A 19,646-nucleotide genomic window follows, 5' to 3' on the forward strand; every position below is an offset into this window, starting at 1 on the left:
TTTGATCAGCTGCTGTCAGGACTGCCGGTCGGGCTGGGACTCGCCCCGCCGCCGTCACCGGACTCGGGGGACTCGCCGGACTGCGCCTCCTCGGCCCGCCGCAGCGCCTCCTCAAGATCCTCCTGCGCCCTGCCGTACGCCTCCCAGTCGCCGTCCTTCAGCGCCTGCTGTCCGTCCTCGAAGGCCTTCTGAGCGTCGTTCAACGCCTCCTGGACCGTGGGGTCCTCGGTCGTCGGCGGTGGAGTCGGCTCGGTGGTGTCACCGTCGTCCTCCGGTGGCTGCGGGGTCGTACCCTCCGCTCCGAAGATCTTGTTGAGGGCCTGGTCGAGGGTGTCCTCGAAGGCCGTACTGCCTCCGTAGGTCACCAACACCTTGCGCAGCAGCGGGTACTTGAGCCCGCCACCGCGGACGTAGACGGGTTCGACGTAGAGGAGTCCGCCGTCCAGTGGCACCGCGAGCAGGTTGCCGTACTCGACGTTCGAGTCGCCTCTGCTGAGGAGGCTGATCGTCTCGGCGATGTCCTGTTCGGAGTTGAACTGGCTCTGGACCTGTTTGGGTCCGTTGACGGTGGTGTTCGTCGGCAGTTTCAGGATTCTGATCTTGCCGTAGTCGCTGGTGCCCGCTTCCGCGTCGACCGCCATGAACGCACTGAGGTTGTCACGGCCGTTCGGTGTGAACGTCGTCGTCAGCGAGAACGCCTGGGAGTTCTGGTCGGGCATCTTCATGCTCAGGTAGTAGGGCGGCACCGCGTTGCCCGACTTGTTGGTCGGGTCGTCCGGCACCTGCCACACCTCGCTGCCGCTGAGGAACGTCGTCGCGTCGTCCACGTGGTAGCGGCTGAGCAACTCGCGCTGGACCTTGAACAGGTCCTGCGGATAGCGCAGATGGGCCATCAGCGACTGGGAGATCTCGCTCTTGGGCTCCACCGTGTTCGGGAAGGCCTTCATCCAGGTCTTGAGGACCGGGTCCTGGGTGTCCCACTGGTAGAGCTTGACCTCGCCGCTGTACGCGTCGACGGTCGCCTTCACCGAGTTGCGGATGTAATTGACCTGGTTCTGCTGGGCCACCACCGCGCGGGAGTTGTTCGTCGCGGTCAGCGAGTCGGCCGTGGTGTCACCGAGGGTCGTACGCGAGGCGTACGGATAGCCGTTGGTGGTGGTGTAGGCGTCGACGATCCACTGGATCTTGCCGTCCACGACCGCCGGGTAGGCGTCACCGTCGATGGTCAGCCAGGGCGCGACCGCCTCGACCCGCTCCTTGGGCGTGCGGTTGTAGAGGATCCGCGAACCCTCGCCGATCGCCCCGGAGTACAGGATCTGCGGCTCGCTGAACGCCACCGCGTACGCGGCGCGGTTTATCGGGTTGGAGAGGTTGACCCCGCTGTTGCCCTCGTAGCTGTAGGTCTTCTCGCCGCTGTCGTCGGAGTAGTCGATCTCCTTCTGGGGACCGCCGACGATCGAGTACGTCGAGGTCTTCTCGCCGTAGTAGACGCGCTGCTGATACGTGCCGAGGTCGCCCTTGGAGGGCAGGTCGGACTCGGTGAAGACCGGGCGGCCCTGGGAGTCGGCGCTGGTTCCCTCGGCGGCGACCACGCCGTAGCCGTGCGTGTAGCGGAAGTGGTCGTTGATCCAGTTGTTCTTCGGAATGCCGTTGAGATTCAGCTCACGCAGACCGATGACGGTGTCCTGGTCCTTGCCGTCCTTGCTGTACCGGTCGACGTCCAGGTTGGTCGGGAAGCCGTAGTAGTTCCGGATCTGCTGGAGCTGCTGGAACGTCGGCGAGACGATGTTCGGGTCCATGATGCGGATGCTCGCGGCCTTGCCGACGTCGTCCCGCAGCTGCGCCGGGTCCTCGGCGCTGCTCTGGCCCGAGTACTCGGTGACCTGGGCATCGTCGATGCCGTAGGCCTCACGCGTCGCCTTGAGGTTCTTGTTGACGTACGGCGCTTCCTTGGCCTGCTCGTTCGGCTGGACCTGGAACTTCTGGACGATCGCCGGGTACAGACCGCCGATGAGGATCGCCGACAGCACCATCAGACCGAAGCCGATGACGGGCAGCTGCCAGGTGCGCCGCCACAGGGTGGCGAAGAACAGCAGGGCGCAAATGACCGCGATGCAGAACAGGATCGTCTTGGCCGGCAGATAGGCGTTGGCGTCGACGTACCGCAGACCCGTCCAGTTGTCGGTCGCCTTGAAGTCGCTGGACTTCACGGCCAGGCCGTACCGGTCGAGCCAGTAGGCGACCGCCTTCAGCGCGACGAAGATGCCGAGCAGCACCGACAGATGCCCGGTGGCCGCGGCGGTGGCACGCGCGCCGGGGCTGGTGATGCGCAGCCCGCCGTACAGGTAGTGGGTGAGCGCGGCGGCGATCAGGGACAGGATCGCGGCGGCGAAGCCGAAGCCGAGCAGGAACCGGTACCAGGGCAGATCGAAGGCGTAGAACGAGACGTCCAGATGGAACTGCGGGTCCTTCTGTCCGAACGACACGCCGTTGACCCACATCAGCCAGGTCCGCCACTGACCGGACGCGGAGGCACCGGCGATCAGACCGACCAGCGCGGTGATCGCGAGCAGCAGCCACTTCTTGTACGGCGCGATGCCCATGCGGTAGCGGTCGAGGCTCTGCTGCTCCATCGACATGGCGCTCAGCGGCGGGCGCAGCCGGTGGGCCAGCCAGATGTTGAAGCCGACCGACAGGGCCATCAGCAGGCCGAACACGGAGAAGAGACCGATCTTCGTCCACAGGGTGGTCGTGAAGACGGACGAATAGTTCACCGACCGGTACCACAGCCAGTCCGTCCAGAAGCCCGCGAACATGGTGAACGCCATGCCGAGGACGGCAAGGACGCCCAGCGTCATGAGCAGGGTCCGGACACGCCGGGACGGGCGGCCCACTCTGATCCGCGGCCCCGTCGGGCCTCCGCCGCGGTCCGGCATCTGGAAAGCCAAGGTGCGCACCTCGAAGTTCGCTGTCGATCCGTCAGGCCCTGGTCTTTTCGGACCCTCCGGGGGGCCTCGTGATCGTAGGCCCACACCTATGCAACTTACTCACGCTTTACTCGGTTCCCGATTCCGGGTGGGAACGAGGCAGGATTGTGACCATGTCCAACACTCCCATGGCGGCGAGCCCGCTCACCCGGGCCGTACTCGAAATCGACGAGTACGCCTCCGGCCTCGGCTGGGACCAGCCCGCCCGCCTGTTCGCCCTCGTAGACACCGCACGGCTGCGGGCCCAGGAACCCGGTCTCGCCCGCCAGCTCGGCCTGGAGGACGAGCAGCAGACCCCCGGCCTGACCCCCATCGAGCAGGACGAAGTTCCAACGGGCAAGCCGCTCGATGAGTTCCTCGGCACCATCGCGTGGCCCGACGCGGTGACCGGCTGCGCGCTCACCGTGGAGCGGCTGATGCTGCCGCCGTCGGCGGAGGCCCAGGTTCCGCAGGATCTGGACGAGGCCGCGCTGACGAAGTGGGTGGCGAGGCACCCCGAGCGCCAGGAGGTCCGGATGACGGTCGCCGTGCTGCGCGACGGCACCCGCGAGTCGGCCCTGCGCCTGCGCGAGAAGGACACCCCGACGGAGGTCCTCACCGGCTCGGATCTGGTGCCGGGTCTGGCGGAGGCGCTGGCGGCGACGTTCGAGGACTAGGGCCTGGGGGCTGTCCTAGCCGGCGCTGCACTTCGGGAGGTCGGCGGTGTCGCCGGCGCGGATGTCCTTGAGGGCGCCGAGCGCGTCGTCGATGGTGCCGATCTTGACGAGGGTGAGCCCGTCGGGGGTGTCCTTGGTGGCGGCCGCGCAGTTCTCGGCCGGGGTGAGGAAGTACTGGGCGCCCTTGTCCCGGGCGCCGACGGTCTTCATCTCGATGCCGCCGATGGGGCCGACCTTGCCGTCGTCGTCGATGGTGCCGGTGCCCGCGACGAAAGAGCCGCCGGTGAGGCTGCCCGGGGTGAGCTTGTCGTAGATGCCGAGGGCGAACATCAGACCCGCGCTCGGCCCGCCCACGTCGGCGAGCTTGATGTCGATGGTGAACGGGAACGTGTGGTCCGTCCCGGCGGAGATCCCGACGATGGCGCGCTTCTCGCCGCCGTCGTCGGAGGTCGCGGTGGTGATCGTGACGTTCTGTGTCTTGGTCGCCGTCCGCTGCTCCTTCTCTGCGGCGGCCTGCTCCTTGGCGGGCACGATCGTGAAGTCGACGTCCTCGCCGGGCTTGTGCTGGGTCACCAGTTCGGCGACATCGGCCGGCTCCTTCACGGCCTTGCCGTCGACCGCCTTGATCACATCGCCGGCGTGCAGTTTGCCCTCGGCCGGGGAGTCCTTGACGACGGTGGAGACGATCACCCAGGACCGCACGGGGATGTCCAGCGCCTCCAGGGCGGCGACCTTCGCGCTCTCCTGGGACTGGCTGAACTCCTCGGCGTTCTCCTGGGTGGACTCCTCCTCGGTCTTGCCGTCCGGGTAGAGCGTCTCGTGCGGCACGACCTTGTTGTCGTGCGCGAGCCAGCCGTAGACGGCCTCGACGAGGTTCATCTTGTAGTCCGCGCTGGTGACCCGGACCGTGGTCATGTTCAGATTGCCGCTGGTGGCGTACGTCTTGCGCCCCGAGATCTGCAACACCGGCTCGCCGCCGTGGTCCCCGAGGGTGTTCACCGTCGGCCCCGGGGACATCTCCGAGTACGGCACGGGGATGAACACTCCCGCGCACAGAAGCGCGATCAGCATCAGGGTGGAGGCGAGCATCGTCGCGGTGCGGCGTGGCATGCCTCGACAGTACGGGACGCCCCTGTCAGCGTCCCGTCAGGGCCGCGGCTTCTCCATGGCAGCGCGGAACCGGGCATATCCGTCCAGCTCAGGACCGTCGCTGCGGACCTTACGGGTCCGGTTGGCCCAACTGCCCCACAGACCGGCGCCGATCGCAGCGACAAGCGGAATCAGCAACCAGGCGAGCGCCGCCATGCCGTCCTCCCAACCCCGATGAGCGACCGCAACTGACTGATCAGCAGATTAACCATCCGCACCGACAACGCTCGTGGCAGGGGTGCGGTTACGCAACCGGAGGGGCAGGTGGGGGCGGCTCAACAGGCGCCGACCCACTCCTCGGTGCCGTCGGAGAACTTCTGGTGCTTCCAGATGGGCACTTCGTGCTTGAGATCGTCGATCAGCTTCCGACAGGCCTCGAAGGCCTCACCGCGGTGCGGACAGGAGACGGCGACGACGACGGCGAGATCCCCGACCTTGAGGTCCCCGATCCGGTGCACGGCGGCAAGGGCCCGTACCGGATACTCACCGACCACCTTCTCGGCGATTCGTCGCATCTCGGCCTCGGCGCTGGGATGACAGGAGTACCCCAGCTCATCGACATCGGCACCCCCGTCATGGTTCCGCACGGTCCCGACGAACAGAGCGGTCCCCCCGGCGGCGTCGTCCCCGACGGCCCGAAAAACCTCGTCGAGCGAGAGCGCGGTCTCCCGAACAGAGATCAACTTGATGGGATCCGGCCCGGCCAGCTCACCGGGATGGTCGTTCATGGGTGCCATACCCCCATCGTGCCGCACTCACAGGAAACCGAGGAATACCAAAATCACCCGGCACACACGCGTGCGGCTTTGGAGCCTTCTACAGAGCGCCGAGCCCTTCCTGGACACGCCCCGCTCAGATCCGCCGCCGAGCCTTCCGCGCCCGCCGCACCACCGCGGCCGCACCCAGCAGCGCCACAGTCGCCCCCGCGGCGCCCGCAGCCGTCGCGTCCTTGCGCCCGAGCCGCCGCCCAGCCACCGTATGCCGTCCGGCCACCTCCTCCAGCAGCTCGGCCAGCACCTCCTCGTTCGTCCACTGCGGCCGCCACCCCGCGTCATGCAGCCGACTCCCACTCACCACCCAGGGATACATCGTGTACGCGAGATCCCCGGCCGGCGAAGGCGTCAGCCCGATCCGGTGCAACCGAGCCGCCGCCCCCAACGCGACAGCGGACGGCAATTCCATCCGTCGAATCCCGCTGAGCTCCTCGACCTCCTCCTGCTCCAGCCACCCGTCACACCCGACGGCGAGCTCCCCGTCGACCTTCTCCAGGACGGCGTACTCCAGAGCACTGCACAGATCCTCGACATGACAGAACTGCCACGCAGGCCGCGACCCGGCGACAACAAGCAGCCGCGGCGACTCGAAGTACCTGGTCAGCGCGGTGTCCGTACCCCCCACGAGCACGGCGGGCCGTACCACGGTCACATTCAGCCCGGGGTGCGCGCGCGGCGCCCGCCGGGCGAGCCGTTCGATCTCCAGCAGATCCCCGACCCCGGTCGCCTCCGCGGTCGCCCGCAGCTCCGCGTCCTCGGACAGCGGCAGCTCGTTGTCGGGAAGCGCGCCGTAGACCATGGAGGACGTACAGAGAACGACCCGGTGCACCCCGGCCGCCGCGGCAGCGGTCAGCACGGTCTGTGTCCCCCGGACGTTGTACGCCGTCCGGGCGGCACCGTCGGTCTCCAGATCAAGATCGAGCGCGAGGTGTACGACCACATCGGCCCCACGCAGCTTGTCCGCGATGGCCGGATCCCGTACGTCCAGAATGTGCCACTGCGCGCCCGCGCACTCGCCCCGCCGTTCGTCGATGGCGATGACCTGCTTGATCTCCTCCGACGCGGCGAGCCGCTCGGTGAGCAGCGCTCCCACGCCGGACGCGGCACCGGTGACCGCCACGACGGGCCCGCGCGCGGCGGGACTGGTTGACTGGTTTCGCGCTGCGCGAACCTGCGGATCAGGGGAACTCACCGGGCGTCTCCAGCGGTTGTCTTCAGTACGGACGCGAGTGACGCGTTCGTACCAGGTGGCATCCATCCTGCCGCAGGCCGAGAGTCGGCGAAGCACCGAGGCCCTAACCGCCGGTGGTGTCTACGCTGGGTGGTGTTATCGGGCAGTCGCGCCGTCGGAGCAAACCGGCGGCCTTACCAGCCGAGGAATCCCGTGAGTGACACCCCATTCGGATTCGGCCTTCCGCCGGAGGAGCCGGACGACGGCGACGAGGGCAAGAAGAAGGACCAGGAGAGCGGTGGTGGTCAGGGACCTGCCAACCCGTTCGGTTTCGGCGGCCTGCCCGGTGCCGGGGGCTTTGGCGGCCCTGGCGGTCCAGGAGCCGACAATCCGTTCGCAGCCATGTTCGGTTCGCTGAACCCCACCGACCTGGGCGCCGCGTTCCAGCAGCTCGGCCAGATGCTCTCGTACGAGGGCGGCCCGGTGAACTGGGACATGGCCAAGCAGATCGCCCGCCAGACGGTCTCGCAGGGCACATCGGACGGCACCAAGGACGCGAGCGTCGGGCCCGCCGAGCGCACCGCCGTCGAGGAGGCCGCCCGCCTGGCCGACCTGTGGCTCGACGACGCGACGTCGCTGCCGTCGGGCGCCGGCTCCGCGGTGGCGTGGTCCCGCGCGGAGTGGGTCGAGGCGACGCTTCCGGCCTGGAAGGAGCTCGTGGACCCGGTCGCCGAGCGCGTCGGCACCGCCATGGGCGATGTCCTGCCGGAGGAGATGCAGGCCATGGCCGGCCCGCTGATCGGCATGATGCGCTCCATGGGCGGCGCCATGTTCGGCACGCAGATCGGGCAGGCCGTCGGCGTGCTCGCGGGCGAGGTCGTCGGTTCCACCGACATCGGCCTGCCGCTCGGCCCGGCCGGCAAGGCCGCGCTGCTGCCGGTGAACATCGAGGCGTTCGGCAAGGACCTGGGCGTGCCGAAGGAGGAGGTGCGGCTGTATCTCGCCCTGCGCGAGGCCGCCCACCAGCGCCTGTTCGCCCACGTCCCGTGGCTGCGCTCGCACCTGTTCGGCGCGGTCGACGGCTACGCGCGCGGGATCAAGGTCGACACCGCCAAGCTGGAGGACGTGGTCGGCCAGTTCGACCCGCAGAACCCCGAGCAGCTCCAGGACGCCCTTCAGCAGGGCATGTTCCAGCCGGAGGACACGCCCGAGCAGAAGGCCGCCCTGGCCCGTCTGGAGACGGCTCTGGCGCTGGTCGAGGGCTGGGTGGACGCGGTGGTGCACGCGGCCGCGAAGCCGCGTCTGTCGTCCGCGGACGCGCTGCGCGAGACCCTGCGCCGCCGCCGCGCCTCGGGCGGCCCGGCCGAGCAGACGTTCGCCACGCTGATCGGTCTGGAACTGCGCCCGCGCCGCCTGCGCGACGCCTCACGTCTGTGGGCGTCCCTGACGGACGCGCGCGGGGTGGACGGCCGGGACGCGCTGTGGGCCCACCCGGACATGCTGCCGACGGCGACCGACCTGGACGACCCGGACGGCTTCGTCCACCGCGAGCAGCTGGACTTCTCCGAGCTCGACAAGATGCTCGGCGAGGCGGCCGACAAGCCGGACCTGCGCAAGAAGGACGACTCCGAGGACGACAGCACCGAGTGAGCCTCTACGACGACGCGGTCCTCGTACTCAAGGACTACGAGGACCAGCCCGACCTGCGCCAGACCTACCTGGAGCACCTGGAGACCCACCCGGACGGCATGTGGAAGGCCTGCGCGGCCGGGCACATCACGGCCAGCGCCCTGGTGATCGACCCGGCCCGCGGGCGCGTGCTGCTGACCCTCCACAAGAAGCTGCGCATGTGGCTCCAGATGGGCGGCCACTGCGAGCCGTCCGACGCGACCCTGTCGGCTGCCGCCCTGCGCGAGGGCACCGAGGAATCGGGCATCGCGGGCCTGGCCCTGCTCCCCGGCGGCCCGGTCCGCCTGGACCGCCACCACACCCCGTGCGCCTGGCACCTGGACGTCCAGTACGCGGCCGTGGCCCCGCCCGGAGCCGTGGAGGCCATCAGCGACGAGTCCCTGGACCTGCGCTGGTTCGCGTACGACGAAGTGGCGGACGTGGCGGACGGGTCGGTCGTACGACTGCTCGAAGCGACCCGTGCCAGGCTGTGAATGTGTAAGGGGCGACTGCCGTGGTGGTCGCCCCTTACTTGTCAGGTGCTCTCAGCTCCAGACGTTGCCCTGGTTCTGGCCGCGGGCGCCCTGCTGGCCCATGCCGTACTGGGCGGCGAGGCCCGAGCCGATCTGGGCGTTCTGCGGCGGCAGCAGCTCGCTGGGCTGCACGAGCGCGTAGCCGCTGCCCATGAAGCTGAGCTCCCAGCCCTCACCGGTGTTGCCGCGGCGCCGCCACACCCCGGAGGAGTGCGTCTGGGCCTGCATCTGGACGCGCAGGCTGGTGGACCAGGCGACGATCGCGTCGGCGTCGCAGTTGACGTACTTGTCCGGCGTGACCTGCATCATCAGCGGCATGCCTGAGGTCATCAGGGCGACCTTGCCGCGGCCGGTGATGTTGAGCTGGTACTTCCCGGAGCCGGAGATGCCGTACAGGCTGTCCACGGCGATGACCTCGTGGTGCAGCGAGGAGTCCATCGCCAGCACATAACTGCTGTCGACGGTCAGCCCGTCCTGCTCCACGTCCACCAGGTGGATGTGCTGCTTGAGGTTGGCGAGATAGACCGTGCCCTGCCCGTGGCAGCGCATGAGGTCCAGGCCCTCACCGGTGTGGGCACGCGCGCGTCCCTGGTCGTTGCTCTGGTACTCGGCGTCGAACTCGATCAGCCCCTGGTAGGCGACCATGGTGCCCTTGCGGGCGAGGATGTCGTCGTGGCCCTCCAGGGTGAGCCGGAGCATCTGCTTGTTCTGCAGGCTCCAACGCTCCTGGGTCTGCTGGTCGTTGTGGGCGAAAAGCGGACTCTGCATGGTGTGGTGCTCCCCCTCAGCCCCGGACCCGGAGACGGTCGGTGCTGTCCTCGCTGGGCTGGACGACGACGATGCCCTGGCCGGAGAAGGCCATCTGGTAGGCCTCGCCGCTGCCCCGGCCGATCAGAGACTGCGCCTTGAAGCTGCGCTTGCCCTTCACCTTGAGGTTCGGGGACCAGGCGACGAGCGCGTCCGGGTCGACGTACGTCTCGTTCTCACCGCCGCCGCAGTCGACGACGATCGGCTTGCCCCGGGAGGTCAGCGCGACCCAGCCCTGCCCGGAGATCTTGGTGTTCCACAGGCCCTGTCCGGCGAACTTCGCCAGGCCCTTCACGCGCTCGACGCCCCACGTCAGATGCGCGTCGAAGGCGAGCAGGTTGGTGGCGTTGACCGAGATGCCGTCGCCGTTGAGGTTGATCACGACGACGTTCGCGCCGTAGTCGGCCAGGTAGAGGAGCCCGTCGCCGGAGCACTTCATCAGGGGAGCGCCCTCGCCGGTCATCCAGTCCTTGGCGATCTGGCGTACGGCCGGCGGGTTGGGCTCGTACTGGACGAAGCCTTCGTAGGCGACCATCGAGCCCACGCGCGCGAGGAGGTCGTTCCCGGTCTGCATGGCGACCTTCAGCATGTGGTTGCCGTGGTTCTCCATGCGGGCGGTGACAGGTGCGGGAGCGTAGCCCGCGAGCGGCTGGTTCATGACGGGCTCTCCCTCAGATCTCGTACGGCTGGACGACGATGAAGTTGCCGGGCGCGGCCCGGAACTGGAGGTTGACGCTCTCGCCGGTGTCGCCGGGGTAGGCGTTGCGGCGCATGCGGACCTGGCTGGAGACGACCACCTGGGCGGCGGACGACCAGGCGACCACGGCGTTGCAGTCGGCGAAGGTGGTCGGCGTGACCGGCAGGACGACGGGCGTGCCGTGCGTCTTGACGACGATGGTGCCGGTGCCGGTGAACTGCATCGTGAACAGCGCGCCGCCGGGGATGCCGTGTCCCTCGATACGGCGGACCTCGTACTGGAGGCTCTCGTCGAAGGCGAGGACGTTCTCGGCGGAGACGCACACCCCGTCGCCCTGGAGCTCGATGGGGTGCAGCATCGTGGAGTTCTCGGCGAGGAACACCTGGCCCTGGCCGGTACAGCGCATCAGCTGCATCTCCTGGCCGGTCGCGTTGCCCGCGATACGGCCGGCGAACCCGGCGCCCTTGTAGCTGAAGTCGACCTTGCCCTGGTAGAGCACCATGCTGCCCTGGCGGGCCAGCACCGGCTGGCCGCCGATGCCGAGGTCGACGCGGACCATCTTCTTGTTCTGCTGCGTCCAGCGCTGCCCGGTGGGCGTCTCCCTGAACTGCTCCAGCGCGGCGGCCACACCGGGCGCCTGAGGAGCGCCGTAAGGGGCGGGCTGGCCCGGGACCTGGCCGTAGCCCGGCTGCTGACCGTAGCCGGGAGGCGGGGCGGGCTGGCCGTAGCCCTGCGGGGCGTGCGGTGCCTGGGGCTGGCCGTAGCCCGGGGGCAGCGGCGCGCTCGGGGGCTGGCCGTACGGCTGCTGCGGCTGGGCGGGCTGGCCGTAGGGCGCGGGTGCGGGGGCCGGCGGCGGTGCCTGGGTGCCGCTGGGCGGCGTCATGGGGGCGATGATCGTCGGCTGGGCGTGCACCGACGGCGCGGGGGCCGGTGCCGGGGGCGGCGGAGGCGTGGCTCCCGGCGGGGGCGCGAAGCCCTGGGCGGCGGGCTGCGGCGCGGGGGCCGGAGCGGGGGCGGGCGCAGGGGCCGGAGGGGGCGCCGGGGCTGTCGGGGCGCCGAACGCGGGCGGCGCGGCGGCCTGGGGCGGGGGCGCGAAACCGGGGGCCGCGCCTGCCTGCGGCTGCTGCGGGGCCGGGGCGGGAGTCTCCTCCTCCAGGACCTCGCCGCCGAAGTTCTTCAGCAGGGCGTCGAGGCCGCCGTCGAAGCCCTGTCCGACCGCGGCGAACCGCCAGACGTCCTTCAGGTAGAAGTCGCCCAGCATGACGGCCCGTTCGGTGCTGAACTCCGAGCCGTTGAACGCGTATCGGGCGACTTCCTCGCCGCCGGCCACGATGCGGATGTACCCGGGGCTGATCTGCGACATCTGCCCGGCGCCGTCGATCGTCGCGGTGAACGACAGCTTCTGGATCTGCGGCGGGATCCGGTCCAGCGTGACCCGGAAGGACTCCGTGTCACCGGCCTGGGTGCCCAGGAGCTGGACGGACTCCTCGGGGGACTTCGGCTGATTGAAGAAGACGAAGTAACGGTCGTCCGAGAGCCGTTCGTCGGCGTCGAGACCGAAGCAGCTGATGTCGAAGGTCAGACCGGGACCGGAGATCTGCACACCTACGTACAGATCCGTGCCCGCGGTGAGGTCACTGATCCTGGCCTTGTGGCCGCGTTGGAATTCCCTGGCCATGCGTAACGACCGTCCCCCATCCCGAATATGAGTGCGTCGCGTCAGGCTAACGGCAAACTCGGACACCGGACGAAGTCGGTACAGAGCCGGTACAGAACCAGCGCCCCTGGTACCTGAAGGTCGGAGAGCGGTCACTCTCCGCGTGCGCCGGGCAGATGCGGCAGCCGGTCGGCGGCGACCACTCCTTCGAGGTAACCCCGGGCCCGCTCGGTCCGCGGGTACGCCTCCAGCAGCCGCCAGAACCGGGGCCCGTGTCCGGGCACGAGCAGATGCGCGAGCTCGTGCAGCAGGACGTAGTCGACGACGTACTCGGGCATTCCCTGCAGACGGTGCGACAGACGGATGCTGCCCTCGGACGGGGTGCACGAGCCCCAGCGGGTGTTCTGGTTGGTGACCCAGCGGACCGAGCCGGCCCGGGCGCGGCCGTCGAAGTACTGGGCCGAGAGCCGCTCCGCGCGCTCCGCGAGCTCGGTGTCGCCGAGCACCCGCTTGCTCTCCTGGGCGGCCAGCTTGTCGAGCATGACGCTCACCCAGCGCTGCTCCTCCGCCTCGGACATCCGGGCGGGAATGAGCACAACGGTGCGATCGCCCTCGCGGTACGCGGAGACCGTCCTGCGGCGACGGGCACTTCTGCGCACCTCGATCGGGCTCGCCCCCGAACCGTTCGGCGGCGGGCTCGTCGTGCGGCGCTGTGGCGTTCCGGCGCGGTGCAGTGGGTCGACGGACACGCCCCGACGTTACCCGCTGCACACGGGGGAAGTCCCGACTCCGGTACGGTTCGGCGCCGAGACCCCACCATGCGTTTGATTTGTACGAAGAATTCCTGGGCCTGTGGACAACTTTCGGCGCGCGACCGCGCATCCGGGCATGCTGGCTCTCGCCGGGGCAGCCGCGAGCGACTCCGTTTTGCGCGCGACCGACGACTCCGGCATATGGGTACGAACCATGACTTACGGGGGCCTGTCATGCATCCGATGGTGAAGCCGGCGCTCAGGCGCGGCTGGCGCGACCTCAACACCGTGCAGTTCGGGATGACTCCCGCGCACGCGATGACGCTCGGCCCGATGGACACGGCGACGGGCAGCTTCCTCGACCTGCTCAACGGCACCCGAGGGCTGGAGCTGCTGCGCGCGGAGGCACGCCGGATGTGCCTGCCCGACGGCCATGTCGACGGACTGGTGACGCGCCTGGCTCGGGCCGGGCTGCTCGACGACGCGCGCGGGGGCGGCCCGCGCGGTGCCGAACTGCGCGGGAAGAAGGAGGTCATGGACCGGCTCCGCCCCGATCTGGCCTCGCTCTCCCTGACCACGCCCGAGCCGGGCGAGGCCATGCACCGGCTGGCCGCGCGCCGCTCCCTGCGCGTGCAAGTGCGCGGTGCCGGCCGGGTGGGCACGGTGCTGGCCTCGCTGTTGTCGGGCGCGGGCGTCGGCGAGGTCGAGGTGCACGACGGCGGCCGGGTCGAACCGTGGGACGTGGCACCGGGCGGACTGCCCGCCGAGGCGATCGGCGAGCGCAGGGACGAGGCCGCCCGGCGGGCCCTACGCCGGGCGGCCCCGGCCCGTCCGCCCCGCCGCGGCCCGCAGTCACCGCCCGATGACGCCGACCCTGGCCACTCCCTGGTCATCCTCGCCCCACGGGACGAGGTCGCGGTGCACGCACCCCTCCCGTACACCGCCGAACCGCTGATCGCCTCCGGCACGCCTCATCTCTACGCCGGAGTGGTCGAGGGAACCGGCGTCGTCGGTCCGCTCGTCCTGCCGGGCGAGACAAGCTGCGCGGGCTGTCTGCACGAGGGGCGCACCGACCGGGACCCGGTCTGGCCCCGGCTGGTCGCCCAGTGGCGTTCGGGCGTGGGCAAGGCGCGCCCGGTGCCGGCCTGCGATCTGGCGCTGGCGACCACGGTCGCGGGACTGGCGGCGGCGCACGCGCTGGCGTTCCTCGACGGCGGGACCCCGTCCAGCGCGGGCGCCCGCTGGGAGGTGTCGCTGCCCGGTATGACCTGGCACGCGCGGCCGGTCTGGGCTCATCCCGCATGTCCGTGCGGGGCCGCGGAGAAAGGTAAGGAAGGACACACCTCCAAGGACGGGGAGGCGCACGAGACAATGGCGGAGCAACGGCCGTCGAGAATGTCACGCCGTCAGGCAGACGCACGGCCGGCTGGGACCTGGAGGGCGCATGTCTGATCTTCCCCGGAAGGCGGTCACCCGGACCGCCAAGCTCGCCGCGCTCCCGCTCGGCTTCGCCGGACGGGCGACCTGGGGACTGGGCAAGCGAATCGTGGGCGAGTCCGCGGAACTCGTCGGCAGAGAGCTGCAGCAGCGCACCGCCGAGCAGATGTTCAAGGTGCTCGGCGAGCTCAAGGGCGGCGCGATGAAGTTCGGGCAGGCCCTGTCCGTCTTCGAGTCGGCGCTGCCCGAGGAGGTCGCGGGTCCCTACCGCGCGGCGCTGACGAAGCTCCAGGAAGCGGCGCCGCCGATGCCGACCCGTACGGTGCACGCGGTGCTCTCCGAGCGGCTCGGTGAGGACTGGCGCGAGCTGTTCGCCGAGTTCGACGACAAGCCCTCCGCGGCGGCCTCCATCGGCCAGGTGCACCGGGCGGTGTGGCAGGACGGCCGTGCGGTGGCGGTCAAGGTGCAGTACCCGGGCGCCGGTGAGGCCCTGCTCTCCGACCTCACCCAACTGAGCCGGTTCGCCCGTCTGTTGGGCCCGCTGGTCCCCGGCATGGACATCAAGCCGCTGATCACGGAACTCAAGGACCGGGTCTCCGAGGAACTGGACTACGGACTGGAGGCCCAGGCGCAGCGGGTCCACGCGGAGGAGTTCGCGGACGATCCGGACGTCGTGGTGCCCGACGTGGTCCATCAGTGCGACCAGGTTCTGGTCACCGAGTGGATCGACGGCATCCCGCTGTCGGAGATCATCGCCGACGGCACCGAGGAGCAGCGCGACCGCGCCGGCCAGCTGCTGGCCCGCTTCCTCTTCTCCGGCCCTGCCCGCACCGGCCTGCTGCACGCCGATCCGCACCCCGGCAACTTCCGTCTCCTGCCCGGCGTCCCGGACGACGAGGAGGAATGGCGCCTCGGCGTCCTGGACTTCGGCACGGTCGACCGCCTCCCCGGCGGTCTGCCCACCCCGATCGGCGATTCGCTGCGCATGACCCTGGACGGCGACGCGGAGGCCGTCTACGAACTGCTGTGCCGGGAGGGCTTCGTCAAGGAGTCCATAGAGCTGGACCCGGACGCCGTTCTCGACTACCTCCTGCCGATCATCGAACCGGCCCAGGTCGACGCGTTCACCTTCACCCGGGGCTGGATGCGCAGCCAGGCGGCCCGCGTCGCCGATCCCCGCTCCCCCGCCTACCAGCTGGGCAAGCAGCTCAATCTGCCGCCCTCCTACCTGCTGATACACCGGGTGACGCTGAGCACGATCGGCGTCCTGTGCCAGCTCGGGGCCACGGTCCGGCTGCGCGAGGAGCTGGAGGAGTGGCTGCCAGGCTTTGTGCCGGAGGAGGAACTTCCGGAGGAGGAAGTTCCGGAGGAGTCGGTCGCGGAGGCCTGAGCCCCTACCACCAGGACGAGTCCAGCCGTCCCTCGATCGCCCTGAGGTTCTCCCGGGAACAGACGTCGCAGAAGTAGCGGCGCTCGCCGTTCTCCACGGAGAAGGTCCAGGTGGGCTGCGGGCCCTCGGCCTTGGCGCCGCAGCCGGCGCACACCAGGGGTTGCCGCTCCGTCGCGGAGTCGGCGTCGTCACTGCCTCCGGGAAGACTCGTCACCCCGCGACGATATCGCCGTCGTCGGCGCTCCCGCGCGCACAACGCACCGCGGGGGCCGGTCCGTTCGGACGGACCGGCCCCCGCGGGGGAGCTGCTTCCTCCAGTGCCGGGAGGCGACTGCTTCAGTCGGGTCGCTTACTGCATGACCGCCATGGCGATCGCGCGGCGGGCGCGCATCGAGGCACGCTCGGCGCGGCGCTGCATACGGCGCGCGGTCACCAGGCGCAGCGCCCGGCGTTCCCGCTCCGCCTCATGCAGGCGCTCGTGCATATGCGCACGGGCCAGGGCTTCTGGGATGAGTTGCATTTCACGGGTCCTGTTCTGACGCGAGTCGATCGCGCCGGTGGTGGTGAAGTCTTCAGGCGTGGTGCCTGCGAGCTCGTTGGTGGACGGCTTCATCGGGGCCTGCTTCTTGGGGTCGTGCGTGAGGGGGCGGTCGATCGTTCCTGCGGTGTTCATGCCGTGACCGGGTTCTTGCGCGGGCGACCACGCGGCCGCTTCCGGGCGACGACGACACCCTGGACGAACAGCTCGCCACCCCAGACGCCCCAGGGCTCACGCCGCTCCTTGGCGCCGGCGAGGCAGGCCTCCATCAGCGGGCAGGTGCGGCACAGGGACTTGGCGTACTCGACGTCCGCCGGCGACTCGGCGAAGAAGACCTCCGGGTCGTAGGAGCGGCAGGGGACGGGTACGCCGAGGTTCTCGATGGCGTCGTCGAGCGCGGTGAGCGCGGTGAGCGGGGTCAAGGTGGAGTCCTCCGTGAGGCCGGGCGGGGGGATCGTTTCGGAAGGCGGTACGGACGGGGCGTGCGCTTCGAGTTGCACGGTTCGTCTTCCTCGTCTGGTCGTTCCGGTCGGGTTGGACCGGGTGGCGGCTGGTACCGGGTTCTTTTCTTGTCCCGAGGCCCCTTCGCTCTGTCATCCCGTTCGGGACAAACAGAAGGGCCGCGGATCCCGGATGGGGTTCCGCGGCCCTGAAGGCGCCGGCCTGAGTCGATCAGGCTGGATCACTCCAGGGTTCTGGCCCACGGAAGGCCCACATCAGGTGGTGCTGCGTCTGCTTCCGGAATCCGGCACCGGTCGCCGTAAAGGCATAGGCCTGCGCCTTTGCCACTACTGCCGCTTCCAGTGCCTTGGTCGGTCGCTCATTCCGCTCGCGGATGGGAAGACCCGCGAGGGACAGGGAGGCGGCCGGACGCACGGCACGGATGCCGGACAGTCCGGTGCCCTGGTTCGAGGCGCCGAGCATGCACAGGGAGGCGACGACCGAGCGATCGGTCATTTTCACGGTGCTGATGGTGGAGCTGGCGTTGATGCTGATCACTGGACTCGCCTCCTCTCGGCGTCTAGGGGGACTGGGGTGAGCCAGTCCGACGGGTATGCAAGTACAACACGGAATTGGGGCCTCCAGGAAGGCCTCCGTTCCACTGCCTAAGAACCTATGGGGATTGCTGGGGCATGCGCAAACTATTTTTTCGACGAGTTCACATCAGTCCCCGTCTGCCTCTCCCCCGGGCTGCCGGCCTGCGCAGATGGCCAGGACATCGGCTCCGTAGCGGTTGAGCTTGCGCACGCCGACGCCGGGGATCCGTGCCAGGTCGCCCTCGTCGTCGGGGCTCGACTCGGCGATCGCCATCAGCGTCTTGTCGGTGAAGACGCAGAAGGCGGGCTGCCCGCTGCGCTGCGCCTGCTCCGCGCGCCACTCGCGGAGCCGCTCGTACAGCCCCTCGTCCATGTCGGAGGGACAGTCCTCGCAGCGCATCAGCTTCATCTCGCCCGCGTCGGTGAGGGTGCGTCCGCAGACCCGGCAGCGGGCGACGGTGCGCTGGGTGCGCCGCGGCGTGGCGTCCGGTCTGCTGGTGAAGCCGCGCTCGACGCCTCCGGAGCACCCCGCGCCGGCGCGGCCCGCGGTGGCGGTGGAGCCGGGTCGCAGTCCGTCGAGGAAGCGGCTGGGGCGACGGTTGGCGCGGCCGCCGGGTGAGCGGGCGAGGGACCAGGAGACATGGAGGTGCTCCCGGGCACGGGTGACGCCGACATAGAGGAGACGGCGTTCCTCCTCGATCTGCTCGTCGGTCTTTGCGTAGGTGATCGGCATCATGCCCTCGGCGACCCCGACCAGGAAGACGACGTCCCACTCCAGGCCCTTGGCCGAGTGCAGGGAGGCGAGGGTGACGCCCTGGATGGTGGGGGCGTGCTGGGCGTTCGCCCGTTCGTCGAGTTCGGCGACGAGGTCACCGAGGGTGGCGCCGGGTCTGGCGGCGGCGAAGTCCTGGGCGAGGTTGACCAGCGCGGCCAGGGACTCCCAGCGCTCTCTGACCGCACCCGATCCGGCGGGCGGCTCGGTGGTCCAGCCCTCCCCGGAGAGCACGGCGCGCACCTGGGAAGGCAGGTCCACGGCGTCGTCGAGGAGGGAGTCGTTGCCGCCGAAGCGGGCCGCTCCGCGCAGCGCGATTCCGGCCTTGCGCACCTCGGGGCGGTCGAAGAAGCGCTCCGCTCCGCGTAGCTGGTAGGGGATGCCGGCGTCGGCGAGGGCCTGTTCGTAGGTCTCGGACTGGGAGTTCGTGCGGAACAGGACGGCGATCTCGCCGGCCGGGACTCCGGAGTCGAGGAGCTCGCGGATGCGCCGCGCGGCCCCTTCGGCCTCGGCGGGCTCGTCGGTGTACTCGGCGTAGCCGGGCTCGGGGCCCGGCTCGCGCTGGGAGATCAGCTCCAGGCGGTGGTCGGCGGCGCGGCCCCGGGCCTGGGCAAGCAGGCCGTTGGCGAGGTGGACGACCTGGGGGGTGGAGCGGTAGTCGCGGACCAGCTTGACGACGGTGGCGCCGGGGTGGCGGGTGCGGAAGTCGAGCAGATGGTCGGGGGTTGCTCCCGTGAACGAGTAGATCGTCTGGCTGGCGTCGCCGACCACGCACAGGTTGTCGCGGTCGCCGAGCCACAGTTCCAGCAGGCGCTGCTGGAGGGGGCTGACGTCCTGGTACTCGTCGACCACGAAGTGCTGGTACTGGGAGCGGACCTGTTCGGCGATGTCATGGCGGTCCTGGAGGATCGCCACGGTCAGCAGCAGCACGTCCTCGAAGTCGATGACGCCGCGCTCCCGCTTGAGGTCCTCGTAGGCGGAGTAGAGCTGGGCGATCTCGGCCGGGTCGCGGGGGGTCTCGCGGCCGGCCTTGGCGGCGGCGAGCGCGTAGTCGGCGGGGACGGTCTGGGTGACCTTGGACCATTCGATCTCGCCGGTGGTGTCCCGCAGCTCGCCCCGGTCCAGGCGGATGCGGCAGGCGGCGGCCGCGTCCGCGACGAGCTGGATCTTGCGATCGACGAGCCGGGGCATGGAACCACCGATCGCTTTCGGCCAGAAGTACTGGAGCTGTCGCAGGGCAGCCGAGTGGAAGGTCCGGGCCTGGACGCCCCCGGCGCCGAGCTGGCGCAGCCGGCCGCGCATCTCTCCGGCGGCGCGGTTGGTGAAGGTGACGGCCAGCACGCTGGACGGCTGGAGGATCCCGGCGCGCACTCCGTAGGCGATGCGGTGGGTGATCGCCCGCGTCTTGCCCGTACCGGCCCCGGCCAGCACGCACACCGGTCCGTGCAGGGCGGTGGCCACTTCGCGCTGCTCGGGGTCGAGTCCCTCAAGCACCGCGTCGGCCGAGTCCGGTGCCTGCGGGAAGAGCGGGGAGTGCGTTGCTGCTGTCACACCGCCATGCTGCCAGGTCGCCGGAGACGGGTGAGCCGGTTGTCCACAGGCAGACCCTCGCAGTCGTACTA

Annotated in this window: 19 protein-coding genes; 5 read left to right on the plus strand and 14 right to left on the minus strand. The window is 69.9% G+C overall.

What is annotated here, in order from left to right:
• Window positions 1-5: 5 nt before the first annotated feature.
• A complete protein-coding gene (locus H4N64_RS25560; RefSeq protein ID WP_222109405.1) occupies window positions 6-2,936 on the minus strand; it encodes a UPF0182 family membrane protein in 2,931 nt (976 codons plus the stop codon).
• A gap of 164 nt (window positions 2,937-3,100) precedes the next feature.
• Here H4N64_RS25560 and H4N64_RS25565 point away from each other — a divergent pair, with 164 nt between their 5' ends.
• Window positions 3,101-3,643 (plus strand): PPA1309 family protein, encoded by a 543-nt coding sequence (locus tag H4N64_RS25565; protein WP_186284755.1) that lies wholly within the window; start codon window positions 3,101-3,103, stop codon window positions 3,641-3,643.
• Between the two features lie 15 nt (window positions 3,644-3,658).
• Here H4N64_RS25565 and H4N64_RS25570 read toward each other — a convergent pair whose 3' ends face one another.
• The 4 genes from H4N64_RS25570 to H4N64_RS25585 form a co-directional block, all read right to left on the minus strand.
• Window positions 3,659-4,753: a YlbL family protein gene (locus H4N64_RS25570; protein ID WP_186284756.1), complete on the minus strand. Its 1,095-nt coding sequence runs from the start codon at window positions 4,751-4,753 to the stop codon at window positions 3,659-3,661.
• 36 nt (window positions 4,754-4,789) lie between these two features.
• Window positions 4,790-4,948, minus strand: coding sequence for a hypothetical protein (locus H4N64_RS25575; RefSeq protein WP_186284757.1), 159 nt, complete (start codon window positions 4,946-4,948; stop codon window positions 4,790-4,792).
• A gap of 119 nt (window positions 4,949-5,067) precedes the next feature.
• Window positions 5,068-5,529, minus strand: a complete 462-nt coding sequence (locus H4N64_RS25580; protein ID WP_186284758.1) for a molybdenum cofactor biosynthesis protein MoaE — start codon at window positions 5,527-5,529, stop codon at window positions 5,068-5,070.
• Between the two features lie 115 nt (window positions 5,530-5,644).
• Window positions 5,645-6,757 carry an NAD-dependent epimerase/dehydratase family protein gene (locus H4N64_RS25585; RefSeq protein ID WP_186284759.1) on the minus strand — a complete coding sequence of 371 codons (1,113 nt, stop codon included), beginning with the start codon at window positions 6,755-6,757 and terminating at the stop codon, window positions 5,645-5,647.
• 192 nt (window positions 6,758-6,949) lie between these two features.
• On the opposite strand from H4N64_RS25585, the gene H4N64_RS25590 reads away from it, so the two are divergent.
• Window positions 6,950-8,386: a zinc-dependent metalloprotease gene (locus tag H4N64_RS25590; RefSeq protein WP_186284760.1), complete on the plus strand. Its 1,437-nt coding sequence runs from the start codon at window positions 6,950-6,952 to the stop codon at window positions 8,384-8,386.
• Window positions 8,383-8,898 (plus strand): NUDIX domain-containing protein, encoded by a 516-nt coding sequence (locus tag H4N64_RS25595; RefSeq protein WP_186284761.1) that lies wholly within the window; start codon window positions 8,383-8,385, stop codon window positions 8,896-8,898. The genes H4N64_RS25590 and H4N64_RS25595 overlap by 4 nt, the downstream gene beginning before the upstream one ends.
• A gap of 51 nt (window positions 8,899-8,949) precedes the next feature.
• Here H4N64_RS25595 and H4N64_RS25600 read toward each other — a convergent pair whose 3' ends face one another.
• The 4 genes from H4N64_RS25600 to H4N64_RS25615 all read right to left on the minus strand — a co-directional run bounded on the left by H4N64_RS25600 (window position 8,950) and on the right by H4N64_RS25615 (window position 12,847).
• A complete protein-coding gene (locus H4N64_RS25600) occupies window positions 8,950-9,705 on the minus strand; it encodes an AIM24 family protein (protein WP_186284762.1) in 756 nt (251 codons plus the stop codon).
• 16 nt (window positions 9,706-9,721) lie between these two features.
• Window positions 9,722-10,402 carry an AIM24 family protein gene (locus H4N64_RS25605; protein WP_015657951.1) on the minus strand — a complete coding sequence of 227 codons (681 nt, stop codon included), beginning with the start codon at window positions 10,400-10,402 and terminating at the stop codon, window positions 9,722-9,724.
• A 13-nt stretch (window positions 10,403-10,415) separates the two neighbouring features.
• Window positions 10,416-12,119, minus strand: coding sequence for a TerD family protein (locus H4N64_RS25610; protein ID WP_186284763.1), 1,704 nt, complete (start codon window positions 12,117-12,119; stop codon window positions 10,416-10,418).
• Between the two features lie 131 nt (window positions 12,120-12,250).
• Window positions 12,251-12,847 carry a SprT-like domain-containing protein gene (locus H4N64_RS25615; protein ID WP_186284764.1) on the minus strand — a complete coding sequence of 199 codons (597 nt, stop codon included), beginning with the start codon at window positions 12,845-12,847 and terminating at the stop codon, window positions 12,251-12,253.
• A gap of 237 nt (window positions 12,848-13,084) precedes the next feature.
• Between H4N64_RS25615 and H4N64_RS25620 the strand changes: the two genes are divergently transcribed.
• Together H4N64_RS25620 and H4N64_RS25625 are read left to right on the plus strand one after the other, a co-directional pair.
• Entirely contained in the window at window positions 13,085-14,302 is a 1,218-nt protein-coding gene (locus H4N64_RS25620; RefSeq protein WP_186284765.1) for a TOMM precursor leader peptide-binding protein, read from the plus strand.
• On the plus strand, window positions 14,295-15,677 hold the full coding sequence (locus H4N64_RS25625; protein WP_186284766.1) for an ABC1 kinase family protein: 1,383 nt from the start codon (window positions 14,295-14,297) through the stop codon (window positions 15,675-15,677). Before H4N64_RS25620 ends, H4N64_RS25625 begins: the two co-directional genes overlap by 8 nt.
• Window positions 15,678-15,681: 4 nt before the next feature.
• Here the strand turns inward: H4N64_RS25625 and H4N64_RS25630 are convergent, their stop codons facing one another.
• From H4N64_RS25630 to H4N64_RS25650, 5 genes are all read right to left on the minus strand, one after another.
• Window positions 15,682-15,891, minus strand: coding sequence for a hypothetical protein (locus H4N64_RS25630; RefSeq protein WP_186284767.1), 210 nt, complete (start codon window positions 15,889-15,891; stop codon window positions 15,682-15,684).
• A 135-nt stretch (window positions 15,892-16,026) separates the two neighbouring features.
• Complete coding sequence (locus H4N64_RS25635) at window positions 16,027-16,350, minus strand: hypothetical protein (protein WP_186284768.1); 324 nt, start codon at window positions 16,348-16,350, stop codon at window positions 16,027-16,029.
• On the minus strand, window positions 16,347-16,715 hold the full coding sequence (locus H4N64_RS25640; RefSeq protein ID WP_005480495.1) for a WhiB family transcriptional regulator: 369 nt from the start codon (window positions 16,713-16,715) through the stop codon (window positions 16,347-16,349). Before H4N64_RS25640 ends, H4N64_RS25635 begins: the two co-directional genes overlap by 4 nt.
• A 172-nt stretch (window positions 16,716-16,887) precedes the next feature.
• Window positions 16,888-17,214 carry a hypothetical protein gene (locus H4N64_RS25645; protein WP_186284769.1) on the minus strand — a complete coding sequence of 109 codons (327 nt, stop codon included), beginning with the start codon at window positions 17,212-17,214 and terminating at the stop codon, window positions 16,888-16,890.
• Window positions 17,215-17,379: 165 nt separating this feature from the next.
• On the minus strand, window positions 17,380-19,575 hold the full coding sequence (locus H4N64_RS25650; RefSeq protein ID WP_186284770.1) for a UvrD-helicase domain-containing protein: 2,196 nt from the start codon (window positions 19,573-19,575) through the stop codon (window positions 17,380-17,382).
• Window positions 19,576-19,646: the final 71 nt, after the last annotated feature.

This window comes from Streptomyces cupreus, from assembly GCF_014257025.1.
GTDB lineage: Bacteria > Actinomycetota > Actinomycetes > Streptomycetales > Streptomycetaceae > Streptomyces > Streptomyces cupreus.